Genomic DNA, 13,315 nt, shown 5'->3' with positions numbered 1-13,315 from the left:
GCCCTCTCACCTGTCCTAACTAGGTTGAGAGTGCGGGAGGCTTTCATGAAGCATTTTATCTTTTCCGGTTTGACTTTGGCTCTGATAGCGATGACGCCTGCTCATGCAGAGTCCGATCAAACTTCTACCTCTGATAAATCCTCGCCCGCAGAAACTGGCATTTTGGCACTTCTACCTGCCGATTCCGTTTCAGAGCATAGTCTGCAAACGGAGACTGGGCCGCTCCTTTATACGGCTACAGCTGGGACCCTTTCACTGCGTGGACAGGATGGATAAGTTACAGCCAAAATTTTCTACACTGCCTATCGCGCAAAAGATCGTAAGCCCGATCGTCCCGTCACGTTCGCTTTTAATGGCGGTCCAGGGGCTGCTTCCGCCTATCTGCATTTGGGGCTTGTCGGGCCGAAAATTCTGCCCTTTACCGGTGCAAATGAAGACGGAACAGAACCAAGGCTTGAGGATAATCCCGAAAGTTGGCTTCAGTTTACGGATTTGGTGCTGATCGATCCGGTTGGAACGGGATGGAGCCGTGCCGTCAACGAGGAGGCTGCTTCACGCTTTTATGGCGTTCGCCAGGATGCGGAGTCACTGGCTAAGGCGGTCTCGCTTTATGTTCTCGAACATCGATTGCTGGATGCGCCGAAATATCTTCTGGGTGAGAGCTATGGTGGCTTTCGCGCACCGAAGGTGGCACTGGCGCTGAAGAATAATCAAGGAATGCTGACTAAGGGCATCATCATGGTATCACCCCTGATGGAAGGTCGCTTCGTGTTTCAAGGCGATGATGACCCGCTTGCCGCTGCCCTGCAACTTCCTTCGCTTGTTTCTGCGCACCTGGAACGCAGCGGCAAGTTCACCGATCAGGCTGTGACCGATGCCGAAGCATTTGCATTGCGTGAATTTCTTCCAGGACTGGTCGATCCCCCAACCGAAGGGCAGGCAGCAGCTACGTTTTACAGCCGTTTGAGTGAGATGACCGGGCTGAACGTTGAAACAGTGCGCCAGGCCGGAGGCTTTGTCGGTAGTGCTTATGCAAAGCAGGCCGCAGGGGCCGGGCGGATCGTAAGCCCTTATGATGCAGGGGTCTCTGTGCCCGACGCATACCCCGAAGCAAGCTATAGCCGCAATGATGACCCGGTTCTGGAGGGCTACACACGGGCATACGCTGCCGCATTCGCGAGCTATGCCCGCCAGGATCTCGGCTTCAAGACGGAAATGACCTACTCGCTTTTAAATGAGGAGGTGAACCGCAAGTGGGAATGGAATGGTAATCGCGGTAGCGAGGGGCGAATGTCCGCCAGTATTTCCACCGATCTTCGTGATTTGCTCTCGACAATCCCGTCATTCCGCCTTCTGGTCGTGCATGGCTATAGCGATATCCTGACGCCGTACGGAGCAAGCCGTTACGTCATCGACCACATTCCCGAAACGCTGAGCAAAGGAAGGACTTCGCTCAAACTCTATCGTGGCGGGCATATGTTCTACACCCGCGACGGTGAGCGTAAGGCTATGTATCAGGACGCCAAGATCTTTTACGAGCCGAGATAGTTCAAACTCGCTCCAGAACCACGGAAATGCCCTGGCCCACGCCAATGCACATGGTGGACAGAGAATATCGTCCGCCAGTCTTTTGTAGCTCCAAAGCGGCTGTGCCGGTGATGCGGGCGCCGGACATTCCTAGTGGATGACCCAAGGCGATTGCACCGCCATTGCGGTTGACGCGGGGATCGTCGTCAGCAATGCCCAGATCGCGCAGGGTCGCAATTCCCTGGGAGGCAAAAGCCTCGTTCAACTCAATCACATCTATCTGCTGCTGGGTGAGCCCAAGCCGCTTGAGAAGCTTATGAGACGCGGGTGCAGGCCCAAACCCCATGATGCGGGGTTCCACGCCAGCTGTTGCCCCGCCGACAATGCGAGCGATCGGAGCAAGGCCATGCTTCTTTGCCGCAGCTTCCGAGGCGATGATGAGCGCGGCTGCCCCATCATTGACGCCGGATGCGTTGCCTGCTGTTACCGTTCCACCTTCCTTCTTGAAAGGGGTTGGCAGTTTGGCGAGTGCTTCAAGCGTGGTCGCCCGAGGATGCTCATCCTTCGATACCACAACCGGATCACCTTTCCGCTGCGGAATGGTAACGGGCTCGATTTCCAGTTCCAGTCGCCCATTGCCTTGCGCTTCCGCTGCCTTGTTCTGGCTGCGCAGGGCGAAGGCATCCTGCTCCTCACGGCTGATCTTGAAATCTGCCGCAACATTTTCGCCGGTTTCCGGCATGGAATCCACACCGTACTGTTTCTTCATCAGCGGATTGATGAAGCGCCAGCCGATCGTCGTATCGTAGATTTCGGCGCTGCGGGAAAACGCGGTTTCCGCCTTTGGCATGACGAAGGGCGCGCGGCTCATGCTTTCCACGCCACCCGCAATCATCAGATCTGCTTCACCGGACTTGATGGCCCGCGCGGCGGCGATCACGGCATCCATACCTGAACCGCAAAGACGGTTGATCGTGGTGCCCGTCACACTGACGGGCAGCCCTGCCAGCAAAAGAGACATGCGGGCAACATTGCGGTTGTCTTCTCCAGCCTGGTTGGCGCACCCGAAAATCACATCGTCAACGGCTTCCCAGTCAATATTGCTGTTTCGACGCATCAGCGCCTTGAGCGGGATTGCTCCCAGATCATCGGCACGGACGCTGGAAAGTGCGCCGCCGAAGCGTCCAATCGGTGTGCGAATGTAATCGCAGATATAGGCATCGGTCATCAAACTTTTCCTTTAGAGCTTCGGGACGGCAAGCGCCGCCACTTCGCCTTCCGTGTGCAGCGGTGCGCCGGTCATGGCTTGCAATTCCTCAAGGGTCATATCCACCAGCATTTCACGAACTACGAAGCGCTTGTCCTTGATATCGATGACAGCGTGGCTGGTATAGACTCGTGTGATGCAGCCGACCCCGGTGAGCGGGAACGTGCAGGCTTCCACCAGTTTCGGCTTGCCGTCCTTTGTCACATGTTCAGTTATGACGAAGACCTGCTTGGCACCGTGAACCAAATCCATAGCACCACCGACGGCGGGCACCCCTTTGGAGCCGACCCGCCAATTGGCGAGATCGCCATTCTGGGCCACCTGATAGGCACCGAGGATTGCAACATCCAGATGCCCGCCGCGCACCATGGCAAAACTATCCGCATGGTGGAAAAAGGCCGCCCCCGGCTTCAGCGTCACTGCCTTCTTGCCTGCATTGATCAGGTCCCAGTCTTCTTCACCCTCTGCCGGAGCCTCACCGAAATTCAGGATGCCGTTTTCCGTGTGGAATATCGCTTGTCTGCCTGGAGGCTGAAAGCGGGCGACCATTTCCGGGAAGCCGATGCCGAGGTTCACATAGGCACCGTCCTCAATGTCCTGTGCGGCCCGCCATGCAATCTGCGCGTTGGAAAGCTTGATGTCTTCACGAGTGTTGACTGTCATGCGTAGGCCACTCCGGCTCGAATGAGCTCTTCTTCCTGCTGCGGATTGCTAATTTCGACGACGCCGTTGACGAAAATGCCGGGCGTTACAACCTGCTCGGGATCGATTTTCCCGGCCGGCACGATGTGCGAAACTTGTGCAATCGTCGTTTTTGCGGCCATGCACATCAGCGGGTTAAAATTGCGGCCTGCCTTGTTGTAGGTCAGGTTGCCGTAAGTATCGCCTAGATGAGCTTTAACGATCGCAAAATCCGCTTTCAGCCAGCGTTCCTGCACATAGTGGCGGCCATCGAATTCTGCGATGACTTTACCTTCTGCAAGTTCGGTACCGTAACCCGTGGGTGTGTAGAAAGCTGGAATGCCGGAGCCGCCTGCGCGAATGCGTTCGGCCAATGTGCCTTGCGGCACGAGCTCAAGCTCGATTTCACCTGCCAGATAACGATCTGTGAATGCACGTGGATCGGAAGACCGCGGAAAGGAGCAAATCATCCTGCGAACCATGCCTGCATCGATCATCGCGGCAATGCCGATCCGGCCATTCCCGGCATTGTTGTTGATGACGGTGAGGTTCCTTGGGCCGTGATCAATCAATGCGTGAATGAGTTCTATCGGCGCGCCGGAACCGCCAAATCCACCAATCATCACGGTGGAGCCGTCTCCGATTGCGGAGACGGCCTCTGCAGCGCTCTTGATGGTCTTATCCATCTACAGTCTCTCCCAATGACATTCGATACGGTCAATAAGCGCTTCCGTGCAAAAAGGGTCAACGCATTTGTGCGATAATTGACATTTGTTCGAATAACGCACAAAATTTGTAGGTGAGGGGACTTATGGCTGAAACAGATTTTATGGGTGGTTTTGCAAAGGGGCTTCGCGTGATCGAGGCATTTGCCGAGGCTCAGCCGCGACTCTCGATTGCTGATGTTGCAAAATCGACTGGACTCGACCGAGCCACGGCGCGGCGGTGCCTGCTGACTTTGGCGGAGCTTGGCTATGCTGATTACGACGGCAAGTTCTTTTCACTGACGCCTAAAATTCTGCGGCTCGGCCATAGTTATCTCTCTGCGACGCCACTACCGCAAATCGTGCAGCCTATTCTGGACCGCCTGTCGGAGGACGTGGGGCAAAGTGCCTCCCTCAGTGTTCTGGATGGACGTGAGATCGTCTATGTGGCCCGCGCCTCGCAGCGACGTGTCATGTCAATCAACTTGATGCCGGGTAGCCGCTTGCCCGCCTACTGCGCATCGATGGGACGGGTGTTGCTGGCGTCCTTGCCGGAGAGCGATGCGCGCCGGTTGATTGAGGGTAGCGTGCGCGAGAAGACGACGCCTTTCACCAAGGTGGGCATTGAGGAGATTATGGCGGAACTTTCCCGGGTTCGTGCACTCGGCTATGCGGTCATCGATCAGGAACTGGAGCTTGGGCTTTGTTCCATCGCTGTGCCACTGGTGGATGCGCGGGGCAGAACGGTCGCCGCACTCAATATCGGTGCGCCTGCAGCACAGATGCCAGCCTCTGAGCTTGCGGCTCGCTTTCTCACACCTCTCCAGTCGGTGGCTAAACAGCTTCGCCCGCTATTGCGCTAAATAGTCGGGACAGCATGAGGCTTGCATCTGCAGTCGAAATCACGAACATGGCGCTCAATTTCGATTTTAGCTCAGGCAGAGTTGTTTATGCGCAGTTTCCCAAGTGTCCTCGAAGCGGCTGAACTTCTGGACCGCAATTCGGTCTCATCCGTTCACCTCACGCAGGCAGCCATTGCCTGCATGGATGATCCGAGAGGTGAGGGTGCGCGTGTTATCATTCGCCGTAATGACGAGCGTGCCTTAAAGCTCGCCGAAGCATCCGATCTCATGCGACAGGCCGGTCAAAAACGCTCCCCGCTGGAAGGTGTGACGATCTCGGTCAAAGACTTGTTTGATCTCAAAGGAGAAACGACACTCGCGGGAAGCACGGCCTTGAAAGGACATTCTCCTGCATCGAAAAATGCTACCGTAATTAAAAGGCTGATTGCCGCAGGTGCTGTTATCACCGGCACGACCAATATGAGTGAGTTCGCTTTTTCCGGTATTGGAATCAATCCCCACTATGGAACACCCCTCAATCCGTATGATCGTACGACAGGCCGCGTGCCAGGCGGCTCATCATCCGGTGCGGCGGTATCTGTCACCGATGGCATGGCAGTTGCTGCGATCGGCACTGACACCGGCGGCTCTATTCGTATTCCGTCCGCACTCTGCGGGCTTACTGGCTTCAAGCCAACTGCGCGCCGGGTGAGCGCCGAGGGCGTCGTGCCGCTCTCAACGTCCCTCGATTCCATCGGGCCTCTCGCACCGACCGTGACATGCTGCGCCATTCTCGACAGCATAATTTCCGGGGAGGGATATTCGGTGCCGCAGCCTGCACAGATCAACGGCTTGCGCCTTGCAGTGCCACAAAGCATCGTGTTGGAAGGCATGGATGCTACAGTCGCACGTGCCTTCTCTCGCACTCTTTCCCGGCTTTCAGAGGCCGGTGCCATCATCACAGACATCGCGCTTGAGGAGTTCTCGGAGGTTGCCGAGATTTATGCACGAGGCAACATGGTCGCTGCCGAAGCCTTTGCCTGGCACCGCGAGTTGGTCTCTGCCAAGGGGGGCGAGTACGATCCGCGCGTGAGAGCCCGGATCGAGAAGGGCGGTCAACTATCCGCTGCCGACTACATCCGGACGCTGGAAGCGAGAAAAAGCTGGAAGCGGCGCGTGCTGGGCAAGGTGCGAGCATTCGATGCGCTGATCATGCCAACGGTTCCGGTCATTGCGCCAGAGTTGCAGCCGCTCATTGAGGATGATGCGAGATTCTTCGCAGCCAACGGCCTCATTCTGCGTAACCCAACCATGATTAATTTCCTTAACGGATGTGGTCTTTCTGTGCCCATGCATGCAACAGGCGAAGCGCCCGTTGGCCTAATGATTGCAGGTACCGAGATGCGCGATCAGGAAATCCTGTCCATTGGACTTTGTATCGAGCAGGTTCTCACTGGCGTGATATCCTGAGGCGGCCGTTCATCAAAAATCCCAATCTTCATCCTCGGTGGCGACGGCTTTTCCAATCACGTAGGAAGATCCAGCCCCTGAAAAGAAGTCGTGATTTTCATCGGCATTCGGCGAGAGTGCTGAAAGGATTGCGGGGTTCACCTTGCAGCTATCTGTAGCGAATATGCCTTCGTAACCCAAATTCATAAGGGCCTTGTTGGCGTTATAACGAAGAAATTTGGTAACATCCTCCGTCAGGCCAACCTCTTCATAGAGGTCTTGGGTATAGCAAACTTCGTTGTCGTATAGCTGCTGCATCAAGTCCTTTGCATATGTCTTGATGGCTAGCTGGCGCTCGACGTTTTCTCGCTCCAGTGTCCGCTGAAATTTGTAGCCAATATAGTAGCCGTGGACCGCCTCATCCCGAATGATGAGCCGGATCATGTCAGCGGTATTGGTCAGTTTTGCTCGGCTCGACCAATACATGGGCAAGTAAAAGCCCGAATAGAAGAGAAAGCTTTCCAAGAAAACAGAGGCGACCTTTATCTTCAATGGATCGCCGCTGTCATATTGTTGCATGATGAGCGCGGACTTACGCTGCAGGGCCACATTCTCGTCTGACCACCTGTAAGCCTCATCCACATCGGGCGTAAGGCACAGGGTCGAAAAAATGGAAGAATAGGAGCGTGCATGAACGGCTTCCATAAAGGATACATTGGAAAGTACGGCCTCTTCATGCGGCGTCTGACTGTGTTCCATCAACCGGATGGCGCCAACCGCGTTCTGAATGGTGTCAAGCAGCGTCAGCCCTGTAAACACTCTGATCGCCAGCTGTTGTTCAGCAGGTGTTAGTGTTGCCCAAGAAGGAATATCGTTCGAAAGCGGAACCTTCTCTGGCAGCCAAAAATTGGCAGTTAGTCGGTTCCAGACTTCCAGATCTTTTTCATCCTCGATCCGGTTCCAATTGATCGCTCTGATACGATTATCAGTCTTGGCGTGGATGTTCATCGCAACCTCAATCGTGCTTAAACCGTGCTGGAAACGCAGCCTTGGATTTGCGTGCCTTCCAGAGCCATTTGTCTCAGGCGAACATAGTAGATCGACTTGATGCCTTTCTTCCATGCATAGATCTGCGCCCGGTTGATATCTCGCGTCGTGGCCGTATCGCGGAAGAACAGGGTCATCGAAAGTCCTTGATCCACATGCTGTGTGGCTGCTGCATAGGTATCGATGATCTTGTCTGGCCCAATCTCATAGGCATCCTGGAAATAATCCAAATTCTCGTTGGTTAGATAGGCTGCCGGATAGTAAACGCGACCGGTTGTGCTTTCTTTGCGGATTTCTATCTTGGATACGATGGGGTGAATGGATGAGGTAGAGTGATTGATGTAGGAGATTGATCCAGTCGGGGCCACGGCCTGCAGGTTCTGGTTGTAGATGCCATACTGCATCACAGAGGCTTTCAGTTCCACCCAGTCTGCTTGCGTTGGCACTGCGATACCTGCTTCACGAAAAAGGCGTGCCACCTTCTCCGTCGCAGGCTTCCATTCTGTCATCGTATATTTGTCAAAATATTCGCCGCTGGCGTATTTCGATTTTTCGAAGCCCGAGAAGCTCTCTCCGCGTTCAATCGCCAGCTGGTTAGACGCCTTGAGGGCGTGAAAGGTGACGATATAAAAATAGATGTTGGTGAAATCCAAACCTTCTTCGGACCCATAATGAATTTTCTCTCGGGCAAGGTAGCCATGGAGATTCATCTGGCCCAATCCGATCGCGTGGCTCTCTGAATTGCCTCTGACAACAGTGGGAGCACAAGCAATGTGACTGAGGTCTGACACTGCCGTCAGTGCGCGTACTGATCGTTCGACAGTCCTCGCAAAATCTGGGCTATCCATCGCTTTGGCGATATTGAGAGATCCGAGATTGCAGGAGATATCCTTGCCGATATGGGCATAGGAGAGATCGGGTTCGAATTGGCTGGGCTCGCTGACCTGAAGGATTTCCGAGCAGAGGTTGCTCATGGAGATCCGGCCGGCCACTGGATTTCCGCGATTAGCGGTATCTTCGAATAGAATATAAGGATAACCGCTTTCAAACTGGATTTCCGCAACTGCTTGAAAGAAGTCACGCGCCTTGATCTTCCGTTTGCGAATGCGATCATCTGCAACCAACTCGCGATACTTTTCCGTAACCGATATTTCGCTGAACGGAACACCGTAGACGCTTGCCACATCCATAGGGGAAAAGAGGTGCATGTCTTCGTTGTTCTTTGCCAATTCGAACGTGATGTCGGGAACCACAATTCCAAGAGAAAGTGACTTTATGCGCACTTTCTCATCGGCGTTTTCGCGTTTTGTATCAAGAAAGCGCATGATGTCAGGGTGGTGGGCATGGAGGTAGGCTGCGCCTGCACCTTGTCTGAATCCCAGTTGAAACGCATAGGAAAAAGCATCTTCCAACAACTTCATCACGGGCACGACCCCTGATGACTGGTTTTCCATCTGCTTGATAGGAGAACCCATTTCCCGAAGGTTTGTGAGTGAGAGCGATACGCCCGCACCCCGTTTGGAAAGCTGTAGGGCCGAGTTTATGGCGCGACCAACGCTTTCCAGATTGTCCTCCACGCGCAACAGGCAGCAGGATGTCAGTTCGCCGCCTTGCTTTTTTCCTGCGTTCATAAAGACTGGTGTGGCTGGCTGGAAGCGTCCTGAAATAATCTCGTCGATTAGGTCGAACGCGAATTGTTCGTCACCTCGTGCTAGCGTCAGCGCGACCATGGAGACGCGATCTTCGTATCGTTCCAGATAGCGTCTGCCATCGAAAGTCTTCAATGTATAGCTGCTATAGTATTTAAACGCGCCCAAAAATGTGGGGAAACGGAAGCGTTTGGTGTGGGCATGCTCAAAAGCCCTCTGGAGAAACTCTCTCCCGTACCTGTTCAATATCTCAGGTTGGTAGTAGCCATTCTCCATCAGGTAATCGAGCTTTTCAAACAAGCTACCAAAAGGGACTAAGTTCGGATTAACGTGTTGGATAAAGAATTGGCGCGTTGCTTCGCGATCCTGCTCGAATTGGATACGCCCCTCTTCATCGTAGAGATTTAGCATCGCGTTCAATGCATGATAATCGGGTTGGGCGATTGTTGAGCCGTGCTGGCGGTGAGAGATTAGCGTGTCCACAATCGTTTCAATCCCTGCTTGACGTTGGTCACATCCTCTTCAGTGCCCAAGAGCTCGAAACGGTAAAGAAGAGGAACGCCGCATTTGGCGGCAACTATTCTGCCTGCCAGCCCGTAAGCTTCGCCGAAATTTGTATTACCAGATGCAATAACACCCCGAATGAGGCTGCGATTACGCGGGCAATTCAGAAACCTGATCACGGGCTTGGGCACAGCATTCGTTCCCGCTCCGCCGCCATAGGTGGGTGTCAGCAGAACGAATGGTCTATCCACTGAAGGAGGCGCTTGCTGTGCATCAAAAGGTAACCGTACAGCCGATGAACCGAGCTTTTTGATGAAGCGATGTGAGTTTTCTGAGCGACTTGAGTAATAGACGAGCTCGCTCATATTAAGCCTCAGATGCTATAAATTTTACTGATATACAATATTGATTGCAAATTATCTATAGATTACATTCCTAAAAGCCTATCCTGCAATTTAATGTATAGCAATGGTATATATGTAGAGGTGCGGTCAAAATTTTTTATGTGTATACAGTTCGCATTTTGAGTGGATTATAAAAATATGCCTGAATGATAATTAAAATCATTCAGGCACTCTATTTTAGTAAGATATTTTTTTATTACAAAGCGTATTGCGCAGCGCGCAAAATTTGTTGTCACGCAGCCTTTGTAGACCAATTGGCAAAGGGATCATGCATGTTTTTCCACTTGTCGGGCGTGAAAGTTTGACAGCCTACGAGGCAGGCATCCAGATCGGTCCTCAGGGCTTCTTCGTCCATTGCATTCGAACCGATAAACACGATTTCTTGACGCCGATCACCCCATATCTCATCGAGATAGGGTGCCATCAGGTTCAGAAACCCGGGCTCCTGCGGCCATTGCTGTTTTGGTACGGATGCCCACCACAACCCCTTTTTGCCAGTTCGAACTAAAGCTCCCGCCTGACTGATTTCTCCCACGTGGTGAGGGCGTGTCGCCAGCCAAAAGAAGCCTTTAGCCCGCACAACACCTGGCCAGGATTGATTGATGAAGTTCTGGAAAAGGGCTGGATCGAAAGGTTGTCGTGCCCTGTAAACGAAGGAGCGAATACCGTATTCATCTGTTTCCGGCACGTGATCCTTAAAGCCGTATAATTCCTTGAACCAAAGGGGATGTGTTTCCGCCTTGGCGAAATCGAACCGTCCGGTGCCGAGGATCTCTTTTAAGGCAATGCGGCCAAAATCGGCCTCTATCAGCTTTGCATCAGGGTTCAGGGCTGCGATGATCTGCCGCGCTGCGTCCCGCTGCGCTGGGTTTGCGGTGTTGATCTTGTTAAGCACAACCACATCCGCGAACTCGATCTGTTCAACGAGAAGGTCAACCAGGGTTCTATTGTCGCCTTCGCCCGCCGTTTCCCCGCGGTCTGAGAGAAAATCGGATGAAGAATAGTCGTTGAGCAGGTTGGCCGCGTCAACCACGGTTACCATTGTATCCAAGCGTGCGACATCGGAGAGGCTCTGCCCGTCTTCGTCACGAAAATCAAAAGTCGCCGCCACTGGAAGTGGCTCTGCGATGCCGGTTGACTCTATTATCAGATAGTCGAAGCGACCCTGTTCCGCGAGATCGCGCACTTCCTTCAGCAGGTCATCGCGGAGTGTGCAACAGATGCAGCCATTGGTCATTTCCACCAATTGTTCTTGTGTACGGGATAGGTTGGCTCCGCCATCACGCACCAGTGCTGCATCGATATTGACCTCGCTCATATCGTTGACAATGAGCGCAACCCTTAATCCCTCACGGTTGGCCAGAATGTGGTTAAGCAGCGTGGTTTTACCAGCTCCCAGAAAGCCGGAAAGCACTGTCACAGGCAGCTTTTTCTGCATCATATATCCTCGGTCGCGTTGTTCAGTATCGATCAAGATTACGCGGAATTAACGTTATTACGTAACATTGAGATTGACGGACGTAATAACATTACATATCCAATTCCTGTCAATGCCCAACCCATCGAGTTCTTCATGCCGAACACTTGCCTCACATTTTCTGATTTAACGCTTGGCTATTCAGGCCACGCGGCCGTTCACCATTTGAATGGGCAGATCCTTGAAGGCACGCTGACGGCAGTGATCGGTGCCAATGGCTCTGGTAAAAGCACATTGATGAAGGGCATCGCCAACATTCTTCGGCCCTTGGGGGGGAAGTGCACCATTCTGGCGAAAAGGCTCGCTTATCTACCTCAGCAGACAGAGATAGACCGAACCTTTCCGGCACGAGTAATTGATCTTGTCTCGCTCGGCTTCTGGCAAAAGACGGGGCTGTTAGGGCGAAGAAGTAGCGCTGATTGCGAACGCCTGGAACAGTGTTTGGCAGCTGTCGGGCTGAAGGGATTTGAGAAGAGACCGCTCGATAGCCTCTCTGGCGGGCAGATGCAGCGCGCGCTGTTTGCGCGCACCATGCTTCAGGATGCAGATCTTATTCTTCTGGATGAGCCCTTCAATGCGGTCGATCAGCGAACCATTCGGGATTTGATTGCTCTTGTCGAACAATGGGTGGCAGAGGGACGCACCGTTCTCTGCGTGCTGCACGATCAGGCACTGGTCCGTCGGCATTTTCCGCAGACATTGTTGCTGGCAAGGCGAGCGGTGGCCTTCGGACCGACGAAAGATGTTTTGATCCCGGAAAATCTTCGCCGTGCACAAGCGTTTCATGAAACGTGGGATGAAGAAGCGCAATGGTGCAAGGACGATGTACAATCTGGCTCGCTGAAAGATGATGGCCATCATCATGCGCCTCATCTGAAGGTAGCCGCGCATGTTTGAATTTATCTTCGCGCCATTCCTTCAATATGGCTTCATGCAGAGAGCGCTGTTTGGCGCCATTGTACTGTCAGTAAGCTGCGCCCCGGTCGGCGTTTTTCTCATGCTGCGGCGCATGAGTTTAACGGGCGATGCCATGTCACACGCAATTCTTCCCGGTGCAGCCTTGGGTTTTTTGTTCTTCGGCCTGGATATCATGCCGATGACGATTGGCGGCTTGATTGTCGGTCTGGTCGTTGCGCTAGGCTCGGGGCTCGTTTCCCGCTTCACGGTGCAGAAGGAAGATGCCTCCATGGCCGCTTTCTATCTTATGTCGCTTGCTGTTGGCGTTTTGCTTGTTTCCTGGCATGGCTCGAGCGTCGATCTCATGCATGTCTTGTTCGGATCGGTTCTTGCATTGAACAACGACGCCCTGTTGTTGATAGTTTCAGTCGCCATCATCAGTTTTGTCACCCTGACCGTGTTTTGGCGGGCGCTGGTGGCGGAATGCCTCGATCCACTCTTCCTGAGATCGGTCAGCAGCATCGGCTCCATCACGCATGTGCTTTTCCTGGTGATAGTCGTACTCAACCTTGTTAGTGGATTTCAGGCGCTCGGTACGCTTCTCTCCGTTGGCCTGATGATGCTTCCCGCCGTGGCATCCCGCTTCTGGTCCAATGATGTGCGCTCACTTTGCCTGATTGCGGTTGCCATTGCGCTCGGCTCCTCTGTGGGCGGGCTGCTTCTATCCTACCACGCTTCCATGCCTTCCGGCCCGGCCATCATCATGCTGGCGGGTGCGGCCTACCTGTTCTCCGCCGTTTTCGGACGTCGGGGCCTTCTTGTTAGCCTCCTCCCAAGGCAACGCCACAAAACTGCTTGAACACTAAA

At 53.7% G+C, this 13,315-nt stretch carries 11 protein-coding genes and 1 pseudogene; 5 read left to right on the top strand and 7 right to left on the bottom strand.

The window, feature by feature from the left end:
• Positions 1-24: 24 nt before the first annotated feature.
• Positions 25-1,548: pseudogene (locus AC0JZ1_RS16895) on the top strand (S10 family peptidase).
• Between the two features lies 1 nt (position 1,549).
• Here the strand turns inward: AC0JZ1_RS16895 and pcaF are convergent.
• From pcaF to AC0JZ1_RS16880, 3 genes are read right to left on the bottom strand one after another with little or no spacing between them, the layout of a single operon-like run.
• Entirely contained in the window at positions 1,550-2,755 is a 1,206-nt protein-coding gene (pcaF, locus tag AC0JZ1_RS16890) for a 3-oxoadipyl-CoA thiolase (RefSeq protein ID WP_471883615.1), read from the bottom strand.
• Positions 2,756-2,767: 12 nt separating this feature from the next.
• Entirely contained in the window at positions 2,768-3,457 is a 690-nt protein-coding gene (locus AC0JZ1_RS16885) for a CoA transferase subunit B (RefSeq protein WP_471883614.1), read from the bottom strand.
• Positions 3,454-4,161 carry a 3-oxoacid CoA-transferase subunit A gene (locus AC0JZ1_RS16880; RefSeq protein ID WP_471883613.1) on the bottom strand — a complete coding sequence of 236 codons (708 nt, stop codon included), beginning with the start codon at positions 4,159-4,161 and terminating at the stop codon, positions 3,454-3,456. Before AC0JZ1_RS16880 ends, AC0JZ1_RS16885 begins: the two co-directional genes overlap by 4 nt.
• A gap of 125 nt (positions 4,162-4,286) precedes the next feature.
• Here AC0JZ1_RS16880 and AC0JZ1_RS16875 point away from each other — a divergent pair, with 125 nt between their 5' ends.
• Entirely contained in the window at positions 4,287-5,042 is a 756-nt protein-coding gene (locus tag AC0JZ1_RS16875) for an IclR family transcriptional regulator (protein WP_471883612.1), read from the top strand.
• A gap of 87 nt (positions 5,043-5,129) precedes the next feature.
• The gene (locus AC0JZ1_RS16870; protein ID WP_471883611.1) at positions 5,130-6,491 is read left to right on the top strand and encodes an amidase; all 1,362 of its coding nucleotides are present in this window, start codon (positions 5,130-5,132) and stop codon (positions 6,489-6,491) included.
• Positions 6,492-6,503: 12 nt separating this feature from the next.
• Here the strand turns inward: AC0JZ1_RS16870 and nrdF are convergent, their stop codons facing one another.
• The 4 genes from nrdF to zigA all read right to left on the bottom strand — a co-directional run bounded on the left by nrdF (position 6,504) and on the right by zigA (position 11,512).
• A complete protein-coding gene (gene nrdF, locus AC0JZ1_RS16865; protein WP_471883610.1) occupies positions 6,504-7,478 on the bottom strand; it encodes a class 1b ribonucleoside-diphosphate reductase subunit beta in 975 nt (324 codons plus the stop codon).
• A 17-nt stretch (positions 7,479-7,495) separates the two neighbouring features.
• On the bottom strand, positions 7,496-9,649 hold the full coding sequence (gene nrdE, locus AC0JZ1_RS16860; protein WP_471883609.1) for a class 1b ribonucleoside-diphosphate reductase subunit alpha: 2,154 nt from the start codon (positions 9,647-9,649) through the stop codon (positions 7,496-7,498).
• Positions 9,637-10,035, bottom strand: a complete 399-nt coding sequence (nrdI, locus tag AC0JZ1_RS16855; RefSeq protein WP_471883608.1) for a class Ib ribonucleoside-diphosphate reductase assembly flavoprotein NrdI — start codon at positions 10,033-10,035, stop codon at positions 9,637-9,639. Before nrdI ends, nrdE begins: the two co-directional genes overlap by 13 nt.
• A gap of 271 nt (positions 10,036-10,306) precedes the next feature.
• Positions 10,307-11,512 carry a zinc metallochaperone GTPase ZigA gene (gene zigA / locus AC0JZ1_RS16850; protein ID WP_471883607.1) on the bottom strand — a complete coding sequence of 402 codons (1,206 nt, stop codon included), beginning with the start codon at positions 11,510-11,512 and terminating at the stop codon, positions 10,307-10,309.
• A gap of 135 nt (positions 11,513-11,647) precedes the next feature.
• On the opposite strand from zigA, the gene aztA reads away from it, so the two are divergent.
• Both aztA and aztB read left to right on the top strand, forming a co-directional pair.
• On the top strand, positions 11,648-12,448 hold the full coding sequence (aztA, locus tag AC0JZ1_RS16845) for a zinc ABC transporter ATP-binding protein AztA (RefSeq protein ID WP_471883606.1): 801 nt from the start codon (positions 11,648-11,650) through the stop codon (positions 12,446-12,448).
• Positions 12,441-13,307: a zinc ABC transporter permease AztB gene (aztB, locus tag AC0JZ1_RS16840; protein WP_471883605.1), complete on the top strand. Its 867-nt coding sequence runs from the start codon at positions 12,441-12,443 to the stop codon at positions 13,305-13,307. The genes aztA and aztB overlap by 8 nt, the downstream gene beginning before the upstream one ends.
• Positions 13,308-13,315 lie beyond the last annotated feature (8 nt).

The organism is Affinirhizobium capsici, assembly GCF_977018625.1.
This window is presented reverse-complemented; position numbering and strand designations above follow the sequence as displayed.